The sequence below is a fragment of the Pseudomonas sp. P4_D7 genome, assembly GCF_056401755.1.
Genome location: NZ_JBFUIR010000002.1, coordinates 262,203 through 283,191, shown reverse-complemented (window position 1 = coordinate 283,191; position 20,989 = coordinate 262,203). Strand labels below are relative to the sequence as shown.

Genomic DNA, 20,989 nt, shown 5'->3' with positions numbered 1-20,989 from the left:
ACTGCGACTGCTCATTGCGACGCAGGCAGAAACAAAAAAGCCACGGTGACCGTGGCTTTTTGTGAATCACCGTTTCGGCGCGGGAGCCGGTGCAGTGACTGGCGGAGCAGCGGGAGCAGGCCCCGCACTCCCCGGCTCAGCCGGTTTCGGCGCAGCGTCGTCGAACAGGTTCAGGCGTTCGCGCAGTTCGTGCGCCGGCACCGGTTGCTGATCCGCCGGCAGTGCATTCGGGTCGACTGGGGCTGCCGGAGCGGCACCATTCTGACCTTGATCCGCCGGTTTCGCCGGATCCGCACCTTGCGAACCTTCGATGGCCGCCTGGGCTTTTTTGGTCAGCACGACAATGTCGATGCGACGGTTGACCGGGTTGAACGGGTTTTCCTTGTCGAACAGCGCCGACGAGGCATAACCGACGACCCGCGCCACTTGCGCATCCGGATAGCTACCGGCGACCAGTGCACGACGGGCAGCGTTGGCACGGTTGGCCGACAATTCCCAGTTACCGAAATCACCGGTGCCGGTGTAAGGCTTGGCGTCCGTGTGACCGCTGATGCTGATCTTGTTCGGCACCGCTTTGATGGTGTCGGCCATGGCCAGCAGGATGTCTTCGAAGTACGGTTTCAGGCGTGCAGAACCGGAGTCGAACATCGGCCGGTTCTCGGCGTCCATGATCTGGATGCGCAAGCCATTCGGAGTGATCTCGAAGAGGATCTGATCCTTGAACTTCTGCAACTGCGGGTTCTCGTCGACCTTGTTCTGCAGTTCTTGCAGGAGCAGTTCGAGGCGTTCCTTCTCGACCTGTTCGGCCATGCCTTCAACCTGCTCGGTGTCGACCGTGACCTTGTCCGGTTGCGGCTGCGACTTCACTTCCGGGTTGAGGGTGTTTTCCGGCGCCAGGGTCGGCGTGCCGCCCAGGTCGATGATGTACGGCGTGCCGCTTTCGGAAAAGCCGACCGGGTCTTTGAAGTAACCGGCGATGGCGATCTTCTGCTCGGGCGTGGCGGTGGACAGCAGCCACAACACCAGGAAGAACGCCATCATCGCCGTGGCGAAGTCGGCGAAGGCGATTTTCCACGCCCCGCCGTGATGCCCGCCGGCTATGCGCTTGACGCGCTTGATGATAATCGGCTGATTATTTTCCATGACTTAGCGACCGCGAACCGCTTGTTCCAGCTCGGCGAAGCTTGGACGGTGCGCCGGGTACAAAACCTTGCGACCGAACTCGACCGCCAGCGACGGCGGCATGCCGGAAGCCGAAGCCACCAGCGAGGCCTTGATGGCTTCGTAGACGTTCAGCTCTTCCTTGGCATCGTGGGCCAGGGAATGCGCCAATGGGCCGAAGAAACCGTACGCTGCGAGAATACCGAAGAAGGTACCGACCAGTGCCGCACCGACGTGCAGGCCGATGGACTTCTGATCGCCTTCACCCAGCGAGGCCATGGTCACCACGATACCGAGTACCGCCGCGACGATACCGAAACCGGGCATGGCATCGGCGATGCCGTTCACCGCATGAGATGGATGCTCAAGGTCTTCTTTCAGGCTGTACAGTTCCATGTCGAACAAGCCTTCCAGCTCGTGCGGCGCCATGTTGCCGGACGACATGATGCGCAGGTAATCGCAGATGAACGCGGTCATGCGTTCGTCTTTGAGCACTGCCGGGTACTTGGCGAAGATCGGGCTCGCGGCGGCATCTTCGATGTCGCCTTCGATGGCCATCATGCCTTCGCGGCGGCTCTTGTTGAGGATCTCGTAGATCAGCCCGAGCACTTCCAGATAGAACGTGTGGCTGAAGCGCGAACTGAACATGCTCAGGGATTTCTTGAGCACGTGCATCGTCATGTAACCGGGGTTGGCCTGGAGGAATGCACCCAGTGCCGCACCACCGATGATCATCACCTCGAAGGGCTGGATCAGGGCGGCAATCTTGCCGTGGGAGAGCACGTATCCGCCGAGCACGCTCGCGAATACGACGATGATGCCGATAATTTTAGCCATAGGTAGAAAGTACTTATTTAAGTCGGGTTCAAGGTCATATTCGGAAGTTAAAAAATCTCTTCTTCTACTTATCGGCAAAACTGCGCCAGACTATAGCCAGTTCAGGCGAAAAGCCAATTTAGCCCATGCCGGGCGCGTCTACAGTCAGTGAAGATCCCGTCCAGACATGGCTAATGAAACGAACGTCCCACACGCAAAACCGACCACCCTCGACGGCTGGGTAAAGTTGCTCGATGGCGTCCGGCTGCCCGTGCCGCAAGAGGCTCACGACAAAGTCTGTCGGGCGATCCGCGACAATCGCAGCTCGCTGCGCGACATCGCCGACCTGATGCAGGACAGCCCGGCACTGGCCTTGAGCATCATCCGTGAGGCGAATCGTCACACCCACGGCACCATGGCCGCACCGGCGGAAAATCTCGAGGTGGCGATCAACCGTCTCGGCCTGGCGCGGACTGAAGAATTGCTCGCGCGCCTGCCCGCCGAACCGCAGATGCAAATCCCCAAGGCCCTGCGCCAGTTACAGATGATCAGCCAGCACGCGACGCAACAGGCCAACGGTTTTTTCGCCAGTCGCCTGGCGCGGCTGTGGCAGGACATTCATTGGGGCAGCCTGTTGTTTTTGTCGCCGCTGTGGCCATTGGCGCTGACTTATCCGCAATTGCTCGAAGAATGGGAACTGCGGGTTATCCACAAGGGCGAATCGGCGCGCGTGGTCGAAAAGCAATTGTTCGGCGTACGCCTGCTGAAAATCGCCGAGGCGCTGGTGCAAGTCTGGCACCTGCCGATCTGGGTGCAGCAGGGTTATAAGCTGCTGCTGAGTGAACAGCGCGAACTGGTCAAAGTGCTGCGCATCGCCCGCGACAGCGAACATCCGTTGCGCCAGCAAAACCGCCTCGATGACGACCCGACCCTGCGCCGCTGGCTCAACCAGCCGGCCAACACCGTGCTGCTGGCCAACGGCCTGGCACTGTCTGCGCAACAGGCGTGGGACAGTCCGCACAGCGAACGCTGGCAGTACCTGACCAGCCTTTATCTGCAGATTTCCATGGATGAAGTGCAACAACAGTTGCACCAGCAAGCCGCCAACAGCGCGCGCCATCATGCGATGCCCGACCTGTGGCATCCGGCGGTTTCGTTGCTGTGGCCGTGGGGCACCCGTCGTTTGCCAGCCGGCATGCTGCCCGCCGCAGCGCCAACCTCGGAAGATCTGACGCAATGGCGCCAGCAATGCGCCGAGCTATTGGCCGAGCCAAGCCGCTTCACCAATGCCATGAGCCTGACCGTCGCCGCTCGCGATGCGCTGGTCGCCAGCGGCATGCGCCGGGTGATGATCCTGATGGCCGATCGCACACAGTCCAATCTGCGCGTGAATCAAACCGCCGGGCTACCGAAAGAAGCGGCGGCGCTGAATTTCGTCGTCAGCCAGAGCAAGGTCTTGCAACGGCTGCTCGCGCAACAGGCGCAGGTGCGGATCAATCCCGAGAACAACGCTCAGTTCTCCGCTCTGCTGCCAGCGAGCCTGCGCACCCTGTTTCGTGGCGAGCATCTGTTCCTGCGTTCCCTGGTCAATAACGGCCGGGTGATCATGATTGTCGTCGCCGATCAGGGCGGCGGGCCGTTCGCTGATATCACCGTGCAAGCCTTTGGCAAAACCGCACAGTGCATCGAAAAAGCCCTGCACAGCTTTAGCAGCCGCGGCCGATGAGGCTGCGCTACAATCCTCCCCTTTGTGCTCTGGAGACCTCACATGTCTGACTTCTCTGGCTTGCCGCTCGTCATCGAGGCGAGCGACCTGCTCCCGCGTCTCGACTCCCCTGAACTGATTCTGGTGGACCTGACCAGCCCTGCCCGTTATGCCGAAGGTCACTTTCCCGGCGCACGCTTTGTCGATCCCAAGCGCACCCAGCTCGGCCAGCCGCCGGCGCCGGGACTGCTGCCGGCGAAAGCCGATCTCGAAGCGTTATTCGGTGAGCTGGGCCATCGCAAAGATGCGGTCTACGTGGTCTATGACGACGAAGGCGGCGGTTGGGCCGGGCGTTTCATCTGGCTGCTCGACGTGATCGGTCACGACAAATATCACTACGTCGACGGCGGTCTGCCGGCGTGGCTGGCGGCCGGCATGCCGATGTCGATCCAGGTTCCGCCTGCAGTGGGCGGCCCTGTGCCATTGACCCTGCATGAAGAACCGACCGCGACCCGTGAATACCTGCAAAGCCGCCTCGGTGCTGCCGATCTGGCGATCTGGGATGCGCGCGGGCCGCTGGAGTATTCCGGTGAGAAAGTGCTGGCCGCCAAGGCTGGGCACATCCCCGGCGCGGTCAATTTCGAATGGACTGCCGGCATGGACAAGGCCCGTCAGTTGCGCATTCGCACAGACATGCCGCAGATCCTCGAAGACCTCGGGATCACCAAGGACAAAGAAATCATTACCCACTGCCAGACCCATCACCGGTCGGGCTTCACTTATCTGGTGGCCAAATCCCTCGGTTATCCGCGGGTCAAGGGCTACGCCGGTTCCTGGGGCGAATGGGGCAACCACCCTGACACGCCAGTCGAGATTTAAGGTTTTTAAGGACAACTAATGAAAGAGCGTCTGTTTATCCTCAGCCAGTACCTGCTGCCTCATCACCTGCTGTCGCGTCTGGCCGGCTGCATTGCCGAGTGCCGCGTGCGCTGGTTCAAGAATGCCTTCACCCAATGGTTCGCCAAGCGCTACCAGGTGGACATGTCGCAAGCGCTGGTCGAAGACCTCACTGCCTACGAGCACTTCAACGCCTTCTTCACCCGCGCCCTGAAAGACGGCGCGCGTCCACTGGACGAAACCCCGGGCGCGATCCTCAGCCCGGCCGACGGTGCGGTCAGCCAGCTTGGCCCGATCGAACACGGTCGCGTGTTCCAGGCCAAGGGCCACAGCTTCAGCGTGCTGGAACTGCTCGGCGGTGATGCGGCTAACGCTGCACCGTTCATGGGCGGCGACTTCGCCACCATTTACCTCTCGCCGAAGGACTACCACCGCGTGCACATGCCGCTGGCCGGCACCCTGCGCGAAATGGTCTACATCCCGGGCCGGATCTTCTCGGTCAACCAGACCACCGCAGAAAACGTTCCGGAACTGTTCGCCCGCAACGAGCGCGTGGCGTGCATTTTCGACACCGAGCGCGGGCCGATGGCCGTGGTGCTGGTGGGTGCGATGATCGTCGCTTCGATCGAAACCGTGTGGGCCGGCCTGGTCACCCCACCGAAGCGCGAGCTGAAAACCTTCCGCTACGACGAAGCCGCCCGCGCGCCGATCCATCTGGAAAAAGGCGCCGAACTGGGTCGCTTCAAACTGGGTTCGACCGCGATCGTGCTGTTCGGGCCGGATCAGGTGACATGGGCGCAAGAGCTGGTGGCGGGTTCGCCAGTGCAGATGGGGCAAGGCCTGGCGCTGCCAAAAGCCTGAACATGATGTGAGCCACTGATCCGCCTTTTCACACGTCTGCGAAAAGGCGGATACGACTCGGTGGTGCCGTTACTCTATTTGCCCAAGAAAGCCGATCGGGCCTTCGTTGGCATAGGTATTGGTGCCACTGAGGTTTTTCCCTCCGTCACTGGACGTGACGCTCAACGCGATAACGTTCTGATTGTCCCGGCCGCCAATCACCCACTTGCCGCCCGGATGCCATGGGGCATCATTGCCACCCCACTGATTCTCGACGTTGTACTGGTTCTGACCGGTGCGCTGCGCTTTGAAGCCAATGGGACCTTCCCCGGCATAGGTCATGGTGCCGGTGAACGTTTTACCGTCATCGCGCGACTTGATCTCGATCGCGACGACATTCTGGTTGTCCCGCCCGCCGAGTACCCAGGTTCCACCCGGATGCCACGGCGCCGAACTGCCACCCCATTGATTTGCCACTGCATATTTAGACATGAACTTCATCTCCTTGAAGTTTCGGGAGACCTGCCCGAGGTTGACGGCAGGCCGTGCAACCGTGCGTTTCCGATCGCACGCCTGAGAGACTAGTAGGGCTTGGGGAATGGCATCCGGCCAGCAGACCAGCGGTCAAAAAGTCTGACGCTACCCAGCGAAACAGACCACAGCTGCTAGAGTTTTGGGCATTGCCCCTTCCGCCGCCGGAGCCCGTCAAGGCATGAGTGAGTCTCGTCCCCAACCCTCCCTGAGCGCCCCGACCCCGACGCAAACGCGTCTGTCGTTTTGCGAAGCAACGCCGCGCGACCTCAAGCGCTGGATCGCCGGCCTGCCCAAGGCCAACATCGGTGAAACCGCCCGCCTGCTGTATCAAGGCCTGGGCGAACTCAATCAATTGCTCACCCCCAGTGACAATCGCCTCAACCTGCTGGAGCTGCTGCGACCCGAGGTGTATTTCGTCTGCCAGCATCTGGAACGGCACTTCCTGCATCAGGCGATCATGCTCGACGAGCGTTCACGCAAGATCAGCAATTTGTGTCAGGCGCTGCAAAGCCATCTGGCCGTCGGCTACAAACAGATCATGTTGCGGATTGCGCCGAAGTACAGCAAGGATCGCGCGATATTGGTCAGCACGGCCCTGCAACGGGCGACCCATACACTCAAGGGTCAACTGCTGCGTGCGACGCAGCTGTACAGCGCGGCACCGGAGCAGGTGTGGTTCGAACTGCATCAGCTGTATCGCATCGCCTGCGAACTGCAACTGCAACAGCGCCGGGTCCACGACGATCTCGCCAGCCTCACCACCGAACTCACGCTTGAACAGACTTACATCGCCGCCCTGCTCCTGGGCAGTGCCCGCTGCAATCAATTGCGGCAGAACCAGATCGCCCGATTGGCTGAAGTACTCGAACCGTGGAGCGCCCTACTCAAATTGCATCCCGGTCGCTCGAGCGAAGGACTGTTTGCGATCAGCCCGGCGATCGATACCGGCCCGCGCTACCGCAACATGTTTCGCAGCGAAGAACAGGCCGGATTGCTCGGCTTCGATCCGCAGCCACTGGTGAACGCCATCGAAGCGCATTTGCAGCACCAGCCCGCATCGACGCCGCTGCCCGTTCCGCCCGGGCTCAGCTTCGACACCCTGCAACACCTGCATGCCACCTGGGGACAAGCCGCCGAGCGCAGCTTTCAGCGCACCGTCGGCCAAGGCCATCTAACCGTGTGCGTGGGCATGAGCGCGCTGCACTTTTATCTGGGTGGCGAGCGCAGTTTCAGCGAGCTGCTCAAACACCCCGGAACGCGCTCGGCGAATTTCAGCAGTGCCGTCGCCAAAGGTGAAAAGGACAGTTGGAGCCAGGCTTTCGACGCCGCACCGCAAAGCAAAACTGATGAATTTTTGCCTTACGAGGAAATCCAGTACGACCATTTGCTCGAGGATGAAAGCGGCACGGACAGTACGCCGCATTACCCGACCCATGCCCTGCCGGTGATCAATCACAGCCCCGGTGGATATTGCCTGGCGTGGCCAAATGAAGTGCCCGCCGAGCTGCAGGCCGGGGAAATGCTCGGCATTCAGGACAGTGTCAGTCTGGGCTGGAGCATTGCGGTCATTCGCTGGATCCGCCAGGTGCGCGGCGGCGGCACGCAAATGGGCATTGAGCTGGTGGCGCCACATGCCCAGCCTTGCGGCCTGCAACTGGTGCGCTCACGGGACGATCACAGTCAGTATCTGCGCGGATTATTGTTACCGGAGATCAGTGCGATAGATTTGCCGGCAACCTTGCTGGCGCCGCGCTTGCCGTTTCAGGAAGGCAGTAAAGTGCTGATCAACACCCAAGGCGAAGAACACCGCGCCGGGCTGGATCGACGGGTGGCGAGTACGCACAGTTTCAATCAGTTCGCCTATCGTTCGCTGGAAACCGCGCGCAATGCCGGGAGCGAAGAGGATTTTGATTCGTTGTGGAAATCGCTTTAAGTGCCCGCCGATGGATCGGCGGCGCAACCTTCGCGAGCAGGCTCGCTCCCACATTGGAATACATTTCAACTGTGGGAGCGAGCCTGCTCGCGAAGAGGCCAAGTCAGGCGATAGAGATCTCAGAGCTGCCCGTCGCGATCACGGAAACCCAGCAGATACAACACGCCATCCAGCCCCAACGTCGAAATCGCCTGCTTCGCCGACTGCTTCACCAACGGCTTGGCACGGAACGCTACGCCCAAACCGGCAATCGCCAGCATCGGCAGGTCATTCGCACCGTCGCCGACCGCGATGGTCTGCTCCAGACGCAAACCTTCCTTGTGTGCCAGCTCTTTGAGCAAATCAGCCTTGCGCTGCGCGTCGACGATCGGCTCGATCGCCACGCCGGTACACTTGCCATCGACCACTTCCAGTTCGTTGGCAAACACATAGTCGATGCCGAGTTTTGCCTGCAATTGCTTGGCGAAATAAGTGAAGCCACCGGACAGGATCGCGGTCTTGTAGCCCAGTCGCTTGAGTTCAGCGAACAGCGTTTCGGCGCCTTCGGTCAGACGCAGCGAAGCGCCGATCGAGTCCAGCACGCTGACATCCAGACCTTTGAGCAACGCCAGACGCTCTTTGAAGCTGGCGCGGAAATCCAGTTCGCCGGCCATGGCCCGCTCAGTGATTTCGGAGACTTGTTCGCCAACCCCGGCAGCCTTGGCCAGCTCGTCAATGACCTCGGCCTCGATCAGCGTCGAGTCCATATCGAACACCGCCAGACGACGGTTGCGCCGGAACAGCGAATCTTCCTGGAAGGCGATGTCGACGTTCAGCGCTTGGGCAACGCTGAGGAATTCGGCACGCAGCGCCTGTGGATCGGCGGCTTCGCCACGCACGGAGAACTCGATGCAGCCCTTGCCCTTGTCCGCTGGCGTGTCCAGTGGCATGCGACCCGACAGACGGTCGATGTGATCGATATTCAGGCCATATTTGGCGGTGATCGAGCTGACAGCCTGCAATTGGCCAGCGGTCACTTTGCGGGTCAGCAGGGTAACGATGTGACGCTTCTTGCCCTGATTACCCACCCATTGCTGGTAATCCTCTTCGGACACCGGCGTGAACCGCACCTGCTGGTCGAGCTCGTAGCCCTTGAACAGAATGTCCTTGAGCACGGACTTGCCTTGCTCGGAATCGGGGATTTCAACCAGGATGCCGAACGACAGGGTGTCGTGGATCACCGCCTGACCGATGTCGAGAATGTTCACACCACCTTGTGCCAGAACGCCGGTAATGGCCGCAGTCAGACCCGGACGGTCGACTCCCGTGATGTTAATCAGGACGATTTCGCGCAACGCGCACCCCCGCAACTGGAAAAAAACCGCATTCTACCCACTTTCAGTGACCATCGGGCACCGCGAGCGCTTTGCCGGTCTAGGGCCTGTCGCTATACTGCGCGTCAACTTCACGGACAAAAGAGCCGAGCTCAGTGAACCGGCCCACGCCAGTTAAAACCGATAACTTCTTCCTGCTGATCTTCCGTGCACTGCGCCACCGCCGTGTACCGATTGCATTGCGCATTGCCAGCCATAACGTGATCCTGGTCGCTCTGGCCCTGGTGATCTATGCCGGCGTGATGGGTTTGCAATTCAAGCAGGCCATGCACCAGCAGGCCGATGCGCTGGGCGAAAGCCTGACCACGCAGACCGCGACCTCGGCCACCGAGCTGTTGGTGTCCAACGACATCCTCAGCCTCAACGTGCTGCTCAATAATCTGACCAAGAACAAACTGGTGGCCCACGCGGCGATCTACAGCGTGGACAACCGCATCCTCGCCGAGTCCGGTCAGCGGCCCAAGCACAGCCTGCTGGGCGAAGCCGAGGGCATGTACGAGAGCAAGATCACCTTCCAGGACGTGACTGCCGGGCAACTGCGCATCAGCCTGGACATGGATCAGTTCCAGCAGCCGATGACCATCAGCCTGCAAAGCATGGGCATTCTCAGCGGGATCCTGTTGGCGCTGTCGCTGGCCCTGAGCCTGCGCATGGGCCGCTATCTGTCGACGCCGTTGCTGCAATTGCGTGTCTGGTTGCGACGCATCGACGAACACACGCCGGGCATTGATCGTCAGGATGAAATCGGCGATCTGGCGCGTCAGCTGCACGCCAACTACGCGCCAGAGCCTGCACCGGAACCGGAGCCTGAGTTCGAGGACGAAGAGGACGAGCCGGAATTCGAGGTGCGCAACTTGCGTGATCCGAGTTTCGACGAAACCCGTCCGATGGCCGCGCAGAAGCCTGCACCGCGACATCTGGTCAGCACCGTCGAAGACGATGATGACGATGACGCGTTCGCTGATCTGCGCGATGAATCGCTGGACGTTGCGCCACAACCGGTCGCCCGCAAGGCGACTCCGAGCGTGCCACAACACAGCGCCGTGCTGGCGGTACAACTGGGCTCACAGGAACAACTGCGCCGCTTGCCGCGGGCACGTCTGGAAGAATTGCAGGAGCGTTATCGTGACTGCCTCGATCAGGCTGCTTCGCTGTATCAGGGTGAAATCGAAACCCTCAACGACGGCAGCACGCTGATGCTCTTCCACACCGAAGACAGCGGTGACGATTACCTGACCAACGCAATCTGCTGCGGCGAGTTGCTGCGGGCCTTGGGTCATCAGTTGCAGATTGAAGTCGCAGACAGCGGCATCACCCTGCAACTGCAGCTGGGCCTGACCCTGGGCGATGAGTTGTTCGGCTTGAGTCAGATTGATCTGCTGCTGACCGATTCGGCGCAGGATGCGCTGGCCTTGTCGCAGCACAGCCGTAACCTGCTGCTGGTCGAACGCAAGATCAGTGACGATGCGCTGATACGCCAGCGTGCACGGATCCGGCCAATCGCCAGCCCTGAGGGGGCTTGCTGCGTGGAGCGGTTGATGGAACCGTATCCGTCGATGCTGGAACGGCAACTGGCGCGGATGCATGAGCGCCGGGCGTAAGCCTAAGGCCTGAAACACGGAAGCCCGCAGACGAGTGATTGTCTGCGGGCTTTTTTGTGGCCGGTGTTATCGAGATTGCAAGCACCCTGAAAAGCCCCTCACCCTAGCCCTCTCCCACAGGGAGAGGGGACCGATCCGGGATTATTGCCGGAATACACCGACCTGCACGTCCTGCTTTGAATCCATAACAGCCAGGATCGTTCAGGTCGATGCATGGCGCCAGACATCTCGGTCGGCCCCCTCTCCCTCAGGGAGAGGGCTGGGGTGAGGGGCTTTTGATCTTTCGCGCAGAACCCCAGACACAACAAAGCCCGCACAAGGCGGGCTCTGTTCTGACTCGATCCAGCTTAGAAGCGGAACACTTCCATGTCTGTCCGAATCGGCGATGCCATCGGAATCTTCGGTTGTTTCTCTGATTCCGCCGCCGGCGCTGCCGGTTTTGGTGCCGCTTTACGCGGTGCCTCGGCCACCGGTGGCTGATTGGCCAACGGCTTGAGCGCTACAGACAATTGCTCGGCCAGACGCTGCAGCAAAATGCCCTGGGCCTGAACCTGCGAAGCGGTACTGCCGGCATGCAGCTCTTGCAGATGAACGATGCGGTTATCGCGCACCTGACCACGACGGTCGATCAGACGCCATTGAGCATCGAGAATCGCCGGTTGTTTCTGGCCAGAGTCCAGACGCGTGATGGTCAGCAACACCTGCACATCCGGAGTGAACCCCGTAGTGGCCGGTGCCAGCACTACACGCTGGCTGTCCAGATGGCCAGCAACCTGACGCATCAGCAACTGATCGATATCCGACGAAAGGCTGCCAGCCCAACGACCGTCTGTCGCTGCTTGCAGGCTGCCATCGGGTTGACGTTGCAGCAATGTCTCACGTTGCAGGTAATCGGCTACGACTACCGGACCCAAAAGAACCGCCATGCCCGCGCTTTGCGCAGGCTGAACCGGACTTCCACTGTCCAGTTGATACAGCGACACCGGCTGGTGAACGCTGCAACCCGCCAGGCCCAAAACGCCGGCGAGCAGGAAAATAAGGGGGCGCAGAGCAGTCATCATCCCGTCCAGGTGGCCGCCACAAGGCTGACCACAGTGAAAATACTCAATAAATATGAAGAACGCTCGGCCACGCCGGCGCTTGGAAAGGCCATATCATCCGTGAATATGCGTTCCGACTCCAGCGCCAAAGCGTCGATCTACGCGTTAAATCGTAGATCCAACGCTCTAGGGCGCCTAATTGAGGTTTTCGACGAGCAGCGCATCCACTCTCTGGAAGCCCCTCGGCAGCTTATTGCCACGACGCCCACGCTCACCTTTGTAGTGTTCGAGGTCATCGGCCTTCAGCGACAGGGTCCGTTTTCCGGCCTGCAGCACCAAGGTGGCGCCTTCCGGAAGGACGGCGATGTCCGTGACATATTCTTCGCGACTGGCCACACGCTCACCGGAAATACCGATGATCTTGTTACCTTTGCCCTTACCTAATTGTGGCAGATCGCTGATTTTGAAGATCAGCAGGCGACCTTCGGTCGTGACCGACGCCAGCCAGTTGTGCTCACGATCGGCCACCGGACGTGGCGCGATGACTTTGGCGTTGTTCGGCAGGCTCAACAGGGCTTTACCGGCCTTGTTCTTGGCTTGCAGGTCTTCGCCCTTGACCACAAAACCGTAACCGGCGTCGGAAGCGATCACGTACAACGCGTCGTCTTCCGGCATCAGCACGCATTCGAAGCTCGCACCGGGCGGTGGTGTCAGACGACCGGTCAACGGCTCGCCCTGGCCCCGAGCCGATGGCAGGGTGTGCGCGGCCACCGAGTAGCTGCGGCCGGTCGAGTCGATAAACACCGCAAACTGGTTGGAGCGCCCCGCTGCCGAGGTCTTGAAGCCGTCGCCGGCCTTGTACGACAGGCCGGTGGCGTCGATGTCATGACCTTTGGCCGAACGGATCCAGCCTTTTTCAGACAGCACCACGGTGACTTTTTCGTTCGGCAGCAGATCGTGTTCGGTCAGCGCCTTGGCTTCAGCGCGCTCGACGATTGGCGACCGACGGTCATCGCCGTAGGTTTCGGCGTCTTTCAACAGTTCGGTGCGCACCAGCTTCTTCAGCTTGGCTTCGCTGCCCAGCAGGGCTTGCAGCTTGGCTTGTTCCTTGAGCAGTTCGTCCTGCTCGTCGCGCAGCTTCATCTCTTCCAGTCGCGCCAACTGACGCAGACGGGTGTCGAGGATGTAGTCGGCCTGAATCTCACTGAGGGCGAAACGCTCGATCAGCTTGGCCTTCGGATGCTCCTCGGTACGGATGATGTGAATCACTTCATCCAGGTTGAGGTAGGCGATCAGCAAACCGTCCAACAGGTGCAGACGACGCTCGACCTTGTCGAGGCGGAATTGCAGGCGGCGACGTACGGTCAGCACGCGGAATTCCAGCCACTCGACCAGCAGCGCTCGCAGGTTTTTCAGCTGCGGCTTGCCGTCCAGACCGATGATGTTGACGTTGACCCGGTAGGTCGACTCCAGCTCGGTGCTGGCGAACAAGTGCTGCATCAGCGCTTCATGATCGACGCGGCTGTTGACCGGAATGATCACGATGCGGCACGGGTTTTCGTGGTCGGATTCGTCGCGCAGGTCAGCGATCTGCGGGGCTTTCGACGGCTTGGCCTGCATCAACGCGGCGATCTGCTCCAGCACCTTGGCGCCGGACACCTGATGCGGCAGCGCGGTGACGATGATGTCGCCGTCCTCGACGTGGTACACGGCGCGCATGCGCACCGAGCCCTTGCCGGTTTCGTACATCTTTAGCAAGTCGGCGCGCGGCGTAATGATTTCCGCTTCGGTCGGATAGTCCGGACCCTGAATGTGTTCGCAGAGCTGCTCGACCGTGGCTTTCGGCTCATCGAGCAGACGCACGCAAGCGGTGGCGACTTCGCGCAGGTTATGTGGCGGCACGTCGGTGGCCATGCCCACGGCAATACCGGTGGTGCCGTTGAGCAGGATGTTCGGCAGGCGTGCCGGCAGCACCAGCGGCTCTTGTAAGGTGCCGTCGAAGTTCGGGCCCCAGTCGGCAGTGCCCTGGCCCAGTTCGCTGAGCAGCACTTCGGAATACCGCGACAGACGTGCTTCGGTGTAACGCATGGCGGCGAAGGACTTCGGATCGTCCGGCGCACCCCAGTTACCCTGACCGTCGACCAGCGTGTAGCGATAGCTGAATGGCTGGGCCATCAGCACCATCGCTTCGTAGCACGCCGAGTCACCGTGCGGGTGGAATTTACCGAGCACGTCACCGACGGTACGCGCCGATTTCTTGTGCTTGGAGTCGGCGTCCAGCCCCAGCTCGCTCATGGCGTAGACGATACGCCGCTGTACCGGTTTCAGGCCGTCGCCGATATGCGGCAGAGCACGGTCCATGATCACGTACATGGAGTAGTTGAGGTAGGCACTTTCGGTGAAGTCGGCCAACGAGCGGCGTTCTACACCGTCCAGGCTGAGATCAAGGGGGTTGCTCATGCAGGCCTCATCGGTTCGTTGTCTGGCGCAGCAGCATGGTGCCACCGCGCTGAGTAAATTCAAGTTTGTTCAGGGCGCTCATGCCGAGCAGCACCTGATCGCCATGCAGCCCCGGCGCCACCAGTGCGCGGACGTCGCGCAGCACGATGTCACCGAGTTGCAGGCGGTCGATTTTGGTTCGATAGCCCTGGCTCAGGCCATTGGCCGTGCTCAGGGTCACACCGAAACCTTCTTCCAGCTTCAAACGCTTGGCCAGATCCGCCGGGATCGCCACATCGGTTGCGCCGGTGTCGAGCATGAACTCGACCGGTTCGCCGTTGATCTGACCGCTGGCGACAAAATGCCCTTGGGCATTGCCGGCCAGCTTCACCTCGATAAACCCTTCGCCCTGCTCCGAACTGACCACGACGTTCGGATTCTGCTGGCGTTGCTCCCACTGGCCAAAAAACCGCGTCGCCAGAAACAGCGCCGCACACCAGGCCAGAATCATCAGCACCCGACCGGCGCGCTTGCCCGGGGGTTGTTGTCGTTGTTCACCCATACTCATTGAATCCAGCCGCCCTCAGGCGCTGCAAAGCGCCACACAATTGGGCGAGACTCGCCATCGGCGCGGGTTGCAAAATTGTTGTCGACGCCAATCCACGCGCCTTGCGCGTCGACCAGCAACGCCTCGGTCAGTCCGTGTTCGGACGCATATTGACGATTCGGAACCAGTGCATCCGCAGCGAATGACCAGCAGCGTTCCTGTTTACCCGTCAACATTTCATGCCGACAGATTTTGAAAGCGTTGCGATCCAGGAGAAACAGTTTGTTATTGAATAGAGCAATATCCGAAAAATCCTTCTCTACCGGTTTGGAGCCTGGAAATTGCGGCGGTTGCGGCGCCAGTCCTCCCTCGGTCATGAGCACACAAATGGAAAAACAGTACCATTTGTTATCAAGGGGAGGAGTCAGTAGCCGCCTGATTTTGACCAACCCTCTTTTTTGCCGCTCTGCAGCCAGCCAGATTTCACTGCCAAGAATGCCGGAAACCGCCAAGCCTTCAAACAACGCATTGGCGTGCGTAGCCAGCCCAGCCTCTCGCGCCATAGTCAGCACCTGCGACGAGATGCGCAACCAGGCCAGTTCTCCACTGGGTGAGATCTTGAGAATGGCTGAATACGTTTCACTGAGAATGTAGCGATTCTGGCTAGCGTCGCAGGTGATCCCTTCAAAGTCCAACGCACCGTTACCCGCAAGCGATCTGAAAAAGCTCTGGGTTTTCATGGCCAACGTCCGGCCGGGATCTTCAGGCACCGGTGGAACATTAATCAAAACAGCCTCGGCCTTCCACACCTTGTCTTGCTTATCGAGCCGGTAGATCCGGTCGTCGTCACGATCCGACACCGTCCACAACTGCTCGCCACACTTGGCCAGCCCGGACAGATTGCCTCCGCGCATCCCCTCCACCGGATGCTCAGAAAGCAACCGCAGTTCCGGGTCGGCGGCCAGTCCCAGCGAACTCCAGACAAGCAAAAAACCCGCAATAAAGAGGTTGAGTTTCATCATTGAATCTCCCGCAGTCGGCGTTTCAAGTTTCCCCGAGCCTTGCACGACATGTCGGAATTCAACGATCACACTACTTTCTCGACAGCATTGCTTCAGAGCTTCATTGTCTGCACTTCATGGCTCGCTGTTCAATCAGCGGCCAGCGCAGCAAACCTGTAAATCATCCAGCGCGCCTTGCTTCCGGCACACCCTCCAAAACCTGCGCGAGTGAGCCGCCTCAAGCGTTCTCACTCACAACGGCCAGGGCCGTCCCGATTGGAGTATTGCAGCAGTTTCCTGATCTGCTCACAGATCGGCAAATACCCGTCAGCAATACTCGGACGCAGTACGCTAAGGCTTGGCGCTCCAGCCACCGTCAGGCGCGGCGAAGCGCCAGACGATCGGCCGAACCTCACCGTCGGCCCGCGGGCCGAAATTATTGTCGACGCCGACCCACGCACCATCAGCGTCAACGATCAGCGCCTCTTCCAGCCCGAAGTTCTGCGAATAACGGCGGTTGGCCTGCAACAGTTCAGCGGCGTACGACCAGCAACGCTCGACCTTGGCGGTCTGCGCATCGCGCCGACAAATCTGAAAGGCGTTGCGCTCAAGGGTAAACAATTTGCCGTTAAACAATGAAAGGTCGGAAAAGTCCCGGTCGACCGCTCTGGCCTTCGGGAACTGCGGCGGCTGCATTTCCTTGCCGCCCTCGCTGAGCAGCACGCAACGACCGTCGCAATCCCACACCGTCTGCTGGCGCTTGATCAGCAGCAAGCCACGGCTTTGCCGTTCGGCAGCCAGCCACATCTGATCGCCCGCCGGATTGATCGCCAAGCCCTCGAAGATCGCATTGAAATGCAGGAGCATGCCGCTGGCCCGTGCTTCGCGAACCATCATCGGCGAGATCTTCAGCCAGTTGACCGGGCCGCTGACGGGCACCTGCAAGACTGCCGCATGGCCCTCGCTGACAATGTAGCGATTGCCGGCGCTGTCGCAGCTGATGCCCTCGAAATCCAGGTCGCCACCGCGCACGAACGATGCGGCCCAATTGCGCGAGCGCAACCCCCACGGCAGACCGGTCTCCGGCACCAGGGGCACGTCGATGTGCAAGGCTTCGGCCTGCCAGACCTGATCGGCGGTATTGAGCCGATAGATCTGATCGTCATCGCGATCCGACACCGTCCACAACTCGCTGCCGCACATGGCCAGCCCCGACAGGTTGCCGCCGCGCATGCCGTCGACCGGGTGCTCGGAGAGCACGCGCAATTCCTGCAACGGCTCGGCCGACACGCTCATCGCACTCAGCAGCAACGCACCCGCCAAGGCCCAGCCAAACCGCATCAGGCCAGCACCTCGGCGAGGTTGCCTTTGGATTCGAGCCAGGTCTTGCGGTCACCGGCGCGTTTCTTCGCCAGCAGCATGTCCATCATTTCCGAGGTTTCGGCGAAGTCTTCACCCAGCGTCAGTTGCACCAGACGCCGAGTATTCGGGTCCATTGTGGTCTCACGCAACTGCGGCGGGTTCATTTCACCCAGACCTTTGAATCGGGTGACCTGGGGTTTGCCGCGCTTCTTCTCGGCGACCAGACGGTCGAGAATGCCGTCGCGCTCGGCTTCGTCGAGGGCGTAGTAGATTTCTTTGCCCAGGTCGATGCGGTACAGCGGCGGCATCGCCACGTAGACGTGACCGGCATCCACCAGCGGGCGGAAATGCTGGACGAACAATGCGCAGAGCAGCGTTGCGATGTGCAGACCGTCCGAGTCGGCGTCGGCAAGGATGCAGATCTTGCCGTAACGCAGCTGGCTCATATCCGCCGCACCCGGATCGACACCGATGGCCACGGCGATGTTGTGCACTTCCTGGCTGGCGAGTACTTCGCTGCCATCGACTTCCCAGGTGTTGAGGATCTTGCCGCGCAACGGCAGGATCGCCTGGAACTCTTTGTCCCGCGCTTGCTTGGCGGAACCACCAGCGGAATCACCTTCGACCAGAAACAGCTCGGAACGCATCGGGTCCTGCCCGGCGCAGTCCGCCAGTTTGCCCGGCAACGCTGGCCCCTGAGTCACACGTTTACGCTCGACTTTCTTGCTTGCCTTAAGACGACGACCGGCGTTGTTGATCGCCAGTTCCGCCAGGGCCAGACCGGTTTCCGGGTTGGCGTTGAGCCACAGGCTGAACGCGTCCTTGACCACACCAGAGACAAACGCCGCCGCTTCACGCGATGACAGACGCTCTTTGGTCTGGCCGGAGAATTGCGGCTCCTGCATCTTCATCGACAGGACGAACGCGATGCGCTCCCAGACGTCTTCCGGCGCCAGCTTGACGCCGCGCGGCAGCAGGCTGCGGAATTCGCAGAACTCGCGCATCGCATCAAGCAGGCCCTGACGCAGACCGTTGACGTGAGTACCGCCCTGCGCCGTCGGGATCAGGTTGACGTAGCTTTCCTGCACCGCGTCGCCACCTTCCGGCAGCCACAGCAGGGCCCAGTCGACGGCTTCTTTATTACCGGCGAAAGCGCCGCAGAACGGCTCGTCCGGCAGGCGTTCGAACTCGCTGACCGCATCGACCAGATAGGAACGCAGACCGTCTTCGTAATGCCACTCGACTTTCTCGCCGGTGCCTTTGTCTTCGAAGCTGACCAGCAGCCCCGGGCACAGCACAGCCTTGGCCTTGAGCACGTGCTTGAGGCGGCTGATGGAAAATTTCGGTGAATCGAAGTATTTCGGGTCCGGCGCGAAGTACACGCTGGTGCCGGTGTTGCGCTTGCCGACGGTGCCGACGATTTCCAGTTCCGAGGCTTTGAAACCGTCGTTGAAGGTCATCTGGTATTCGTTGCCGTCACGTTTTACACGCACACGGACTTCGGTCGACAAGGCGTTGACCACGGAAATACCCACGCCGTGCAGACCGCCGGAGAACTGGTAGTTCTTGTTGGAAAACTTGCCGCCCGCGTGGAGCTTGGTGAGGATCAGCTCGACACCCGACACGCCCTCTTCCGGATGAATGTCGACCGGCATGCCACGGCCGTCGTCACTGACTTCCAGCGAATGGTCGGCATGGAGGATGACCTGCACCGATCTGGCGTGACCCGCCAGGGCTTCGTCGACACTGTTGTCGATGACTTCCTGGGCGAGGTGGTTCGGCCGACTGGTGTCGGTGTACATGCCGGGGCGTTTGCGCACCGGGTCGAGGCCCGAGAGGACTTCGATGGCGTCGGCGTTATAAGAGCTAGCGCTGGGAGTGGCCATAGGGTCTCGTCGTCAATGTTCGGTGAAAAAAGAATTCATGGGGCCACAGCTCACAATGCGGAGAAATCGATGGCCTGATACAAATCGGCGCCAATGCCGGCAAAACTCAGCAACGCCGGCAATTGCCCGGCGAAACCCTGAAAACTGTGGTCGCCGCCGGCCTGAATACGCAAGGCGCAGGCGCGGTAATACTGCTGGGCGAGGCGATAGTCCAGTGTTTCATCGCCGGTCTGCAACCACACCTGATAGCGCTGCGCATCCTGAGGCGCCGGCACTTCCAGTTCGGCCAGAGCCGTGACGTGGTCGTGGGTCAATTCCCAGGTTTCATCGGTATACAGGTTTTTCTGCGGGCCCAGATAGCCGTCGAACATCCGGTGCGGGCTGACCGCCGGGTTGACCAGCAGGGCTTTCAGGCCATGGCGCTCGGCCAGGTGAGTCGCATAGTAGCCGCCGAGTGAGCTTCCCACCAGCAGCGGGCTGCCCAGTTCGGCAATCGCTTGTTCCAACTGACCGATGGCTTCGCGCGGGTGATGATGCAGGGCCGGGACACGCAATTTGTCGCTCAAACCCAGCTGCTCCATCACGGAGACCAGCTGACAGGCCTTTTTCGAGGCCGGAGCGCTGTTGAAACCGTGGATATAGAGGATCGAACCGGACATTTGAGCTCCCTGGGTGTCGGTTTGGGTTTGCGGAGTTTACAGGGAGAGAAGCGCGGATTGGGGGTGGTTTCGAGAAATTGGTCATTCAGCAGGGGCGCCCCTCACCCTAGCTCTCTCCAAGGGAGAGGGGACTGAATGGGGGATATTCAAGTGCTACACCGACTTGAGCGAGCTTCAGCGAATCCATAATCAACACATTCTTTCAGGTCGATGGATGACGCAATACACCTCGGTCGGCTCCCTCTCCCTCCGGGAGAGGGCTGGGCGGGCGGCGTTCCGATGAGGGCTATGATTTGTCGCTCAATAGCCGTTGGAACCGTAATCAACCGTGAAGGCAAAATCGCTGACGCGTTCAACCCCGGTCTCCAACCGCCCATCCGGCAACAACCGCAACCAGCGATAGCCCGGCGCCTGCTCACCCACTTTAAAGTCCGCACTCCCCGGCTCAAACTGAATGCACGTCGAAGGCGAAGCCAGCAAACGTACGCCGTTGCGATCGCAGTCGATCTCCTGATGCACATGCCCCCACAACACCGCCCGGGCCTGCGGAAAACGATCCAGCACTTCGAAAAATGCCTCGGGATTGCGCAAACCGATCGGCTCCATCCACGCACAACCAATCGACACCGGATGATGGTGAAAGCACACCAGATGATGGCGCTCCGGTGCTTCGCTCAGCGAACGGACCAGCAGTTGCAATTGATCGTCCTGCAGAAACCCCGGCACCGAACCCGGCACCGCCGAATCCAGCAAAGTCACCCGCCAGTTACCGATATCGACCACCGATTCCAGCAAGGCACTCTGCACAGCGGCCTGGGCCATGATCATCGGCTCATCATGATTACCGGGAATCCAGCGCGCCGGGGCAGTGATTTGGGCGCTCATCTGGCGAAACTGCTGATACGACTCCAGCGTGCCGTCTTGCGAGATATCACCGGTGGCCAGAATCAGATCGATCTGCGGCTGTTGTTCCAGCACCAATTCGATGACCTTTTGCAGGCTTTCACGGGTGTTCATGCCCAGCAGCGTGCCGTCCGTTTCAGCAAACAGATGGCTGTCGGACAACTGCACCAGCAGCGCCGTATCGGCGGAGGTCAACGTGGATACGCTCGGCAAGGCGCTCTCCCAAGGCAAAAGCACGGAATCGATCAAGTGCCGCAATTATGCTGGGGGATCAGGGAAAGAGGAAACCGCC

Annotated in this window: 17 protein-coding genes; 5 read left to right on the top strand and 12 right to left on the bottom strand. The window is 60.4% G+C overall.

All coding sequences use genetic code 11. The annotated features are described in order from the left end of the window. Positions 1-66: 66 nt before the first annotated feature. A complete protein-coding gene (motB, locus tag AC1DVF_RS02615; protein ID WP_477781952.1) occupies positions 67-1,143 on the bottom strand; it encodes a flagellar motor protein MotB in 1,077 nt (358 codons plus the stop codon). A 3-nt stretch (positions 1,144-1,146) separates the two neighbouring features. Continuing rightward, the gene (motA, locus tag AC1DVF_RS02610) at positions 1,147-1,998 is read right to left on the bottom strand and encodes a flagellar motor stator protein MotA (RefSeq protein ID WP_007952169.1); all 852 of its coding nucleotides are present in this window, start codon (positions 1,996-1,998) and stop codon (positions 1,147-1,149) included. A 166-nt stretch (positions 1,999-2,164) separates the two neighbouring features. Here motA and AC1DVF_RS02605 point away from each other — a divergent pair, with 166 nt between their 5' ends. The 3 genes from AC1DVF_RS02605 to asd are packed head-to-tail and all read left to right on the top strand — an operon-like array spanning position 2,165 to position 5,440. Next, positions 2,165-3,703, top strand: coding sequence for an HDOD domain-containing protein (locus AC1DVF_RS02605; protein WP_477781951.1), 1,539 nt, complete (start codon positions 2,165-2,167; stop codon positions 3,701-3,703). A gap of 42 nt (positions 3,704-3,745) precedes the next feature. After that, a complete protein-coding gene (gene rhdA / locus AC1DVF_RS02600; RefSeq protein WP_258709152.1) occupies positions 3,746-4,561 on the top strand; it encodes a thiosulfate sulfurtransferase in 816 nt (271 codons plus the stop codon). Positions 4,562-4,579: 18 nt separating this feature from the next. Beyond that, positions 4,580-5,440: an archaetidylserine decarboxylase gene (gene asd, locus AC1DVF_RS02595; RefSeq protein ID WP_093430163.1), complete on the top strand. Its 861-nt coding sequence runs from the start codon at positions 4,580-4,582 to the stop codon at positions 5,438-5,440. A 69-nt stretch (positions 5,441-5,509) separates the two neighbouring features. Here asd and AC1DVF_RS02590 read toward each other — a convergent pair whose 3' ends face one another. Further along, entirely contained in the window at positions 5,510-5,911 is a 402-nt protein-coding gene (locus AC1DVF_RS02590; RefSeq protein WP_477781950.1) for a lectin OAA family protein, read from the bottom strand. A gap of 220 nt (positions 5,912-6,131) precedes the next feature. Here AC1DVF_RS02590 and AC1DVF_RS02585 point away from each other — a divergent pair, with 220 nt between their 5' ends. Beyond that, positions 6,132-7,886: a molecular chaperone gene (locus AC1DVF_RS02585; protein WP_477781949.1), complete on the top strand. Its 1,755-nt coding sequence runs from the start codon at positions 6,132-6,134 to the stop codon at positions 7,884-7,886. A 119-nt stretch (positions 7,887-8,005) separates the two neighbouring features. Here AC1DVF_RS02585 and serB read toward each other — a convergent pair whose 3' ends face one another. Beyond that, entirely contained in the window at positions 8,006-9,220 is a 1,215-nt protein-coding gene (serB, locus tag AC1DVF_RS02580; protein WP_093430160.1) for a phosphoserine phosphatase SerB, read from the bottom strand. 134 nt (positions 9,221-9,354) lie between these two features. On the opposite strand from serB, the gene AC1DVF_RS02575 reads away from it, so the two are divergent. Next, complete coding sequence (locus AC1DVF_RS02575) at positions 9,355-10,860, top strand: AhpA/YtjB family protein (RefSeq protein WP_186621169.1); 1,506 nt, start codon at positions 9,355-9,357, stop codon at positions 10,858-10,860. A gap of 347 nt (positions 10,861-11,207) precedes the next feature. On the opposite strand, the gene AC1DVF_RS02570 is transcribed toward AC1DVF_RS02575, so the two are convergent. The 8 genes from AC1DVF_RS02570 to cpdA form a co-directional block, all read right to left on the bottom strand. Next, positions 11,208-11,918 carry a PqiC family protein gene (locus AC1DVF_RS02570; protein ID WP_093430158.1) on the bottom strand — a complete coding sequence of 237 codons (711 nt, stop codon included), beginning with the start codon at positions 11,916-11,918 and terminating at the stop codon, positions 11,208-11,210. 177 nt (positions 11,919-12,095) lie between these two features. Continuing rightward, positions 12,096-14,360, bottom strand: a complete 2,265-nt coding sequence (gene parC / locus AC1DVF_RS02565; protein ID WP_093430157.1) for a DNA topoisomerase IV subunit A — start codon at positions 14,358-14,360, stop codon at positions 12,096-12,098. Between the two features lie 7 nt (positions 14,361-14,367). Beyond that, positions 14,368-14,901 (bottom strand): retropepsin-like aspartic protease family protein, encoded by a 534-nt coding sequence (locus tag AC1DVF_RS02560; protein ID WP_460089646.1) that lies wholly within the window; start codon positions 14,899-14,901, stop codon positions 14,368-14,370. 2 nt (positions 14,902-14,903) lie between these two features. After that, a complete protein-coding gene (locus tag AC1DVF_RS02555) occupies positions 14,904-15,905 on the bottom strand; it encodes an esterase-like activity of phytase family protein (RefSeq protein WP_460131080.1) in 1,002 nt (333 codons plus the stop codon). 333 nt (positions 15,906-16,238) lie between these two features. Further along, entirely contained in the window at positions 16,239-17,228 is a 990-nt protein-coding gene (locus tag AC1DVF_RS02550; protein WP_099757828.1) for an esterase-like activity of phytase family protein, read from the bottom strand. Next, positions 17,228-19,135: a DNA topoisomerase IV subunit B gene (parE, locus tag AC1DVF_RS02545; protein ID WP_034151667.1), complete on the bottom strand. Its 1,908-nt coding sequence runs from the start codon at positions 19,133-19,135 to the stop codon at positions 17,228-17,230. Before parE ends, AC1DVF_RS02550 begins: the two co-directional genes overlap by 1 nt. Positions 19,136-19,185: 50 nt before the next feature. Then, entirely contained in the window at positions 19,186-19,794 is a 609-nt protein-coding gene (locus AC1DVF_RS02540) for a YqiA/YcfP family alpha/beta fold hydrolase (RefSeq protein ID WP_116255780.1), read from the bottom strand. Positions 19,795-20,094: 300 nt separating this feature from the next. After that, on the bottom strand, positions 20,095-20,910 hold the full coding sequence (cpdA, locus tag AC1DVF_RS02535; protein ID WP_116255779.1) for a 3',5'-cyclic-AMP phosphodiesterase: 816 nt from the start codon (positions 20,908-20,910) through the stop codon (positions 20,095-20,097). Positions 20,911-20,989 lie beyond the last annotated feature (79 nt).

Excerpts from the sequence above, each read along its gene's own strand:
- rhdA (WP_258709152.1), top strand. The coding sequence starts at position 3,746 with ATGTCTGACTTCTCTGGCTTGCCGCTCGTCATCGAGGCGAGCGACCTG.
- AC1DVF_RS02540 (WP_116255780.1), bottom strand. The coding sequence starts at position 19,794 with ATGTCCGGTTCGATCCTCTATATCCACGGTTTCAACAGCGCTCCGGCC.
- asd (WP_093430163.1), top strand. The coding sequence starts at position 4,580 with ATGAAAGAGCGTCTGTTTATCCTCAGCCAGTACCTGCTGCCTCATCAC.
- AC1DVF_RS02550 (WP_099757828.1), bottom strand. The coding sequence starts at position 17,228 with ATGCGGTTTGGCTGGGCCTTGGCGGGTGCGTTGCTGCTGAGTGCGATG.
- AC1DVF_RS02605 (WP_477781951.1), top strand. The coding sequence starts at position 2,165 with ATGGCTAATGAAACGAACGTCCCACACGCAAAACCGACCACCCTCGAC.
- parC (WP_093430157.1), bottom strand. The coding sequence starts at position 14,360 with ATGAGCAACCCCCTTGATCTCAGCCTGGACGGTGTAGAACGCCGCTCG.
- AC1DVF_RS02585 (WP_477781949.1), top strand. The coding sequence starts at position 6,132 with ATGAGTGAGTCTCGTCCCCAACCCTCCCTGAGCGCCCCGACCCCGACG.
- AC1DVF_RS02555 (WP_460131080.1), bottom strand. The coding sequence starts at position 15,905 with ATGAAACTCAACCTCTTTATTGCGGGTTTTTTGCTTGTCTGGAGTTCG.
- AC1DVF_RS02570 (WP_093430158.1), bottom strand. The coding sequence starts at position 11,918 with ATGACTGCTCTGCGCCCCCTTATTTTCCTGCTCGCCGGCGTTTTGGGC.
- motA (WP_007952169.1), bottom strand. The coding sequence starts at position 1,998 with ATGGCTAAAATTATCGGCATCATCGTCGTATTCGCGAGCGTGCTCGGC.
- AC1DVF_RS02560 (WP_460089646.1), bottom strand. The coding sequence starts at position 14,901 with ATGGGTGAACAACGACAACAACCCCCGGGCAAGCGCGCCGGTCGGGTG.
- motB (WP_477781952.1), bottom strand. The coding sequence starts at position 1,143 with ATGGAAAATAATCAGCCGATTATCATCAAGCGCGTCAAGCGCATAGCC.
- AC1DVF_RS02590 (WP_477781950.1), bottom strand. The coding sequence starts at position 5,911 with ATGTCTAAATATGCAGTGGCAAATCAATGGGGTGGCAGTTCGGCGCCG.
- parE (WP_034151667.1), bottom strand. The coding sequence starts at position 19,135 with ATGGCCACTCCCAGCGCTAGCTCTTATAACGCCGACGCCATCGAAGTC.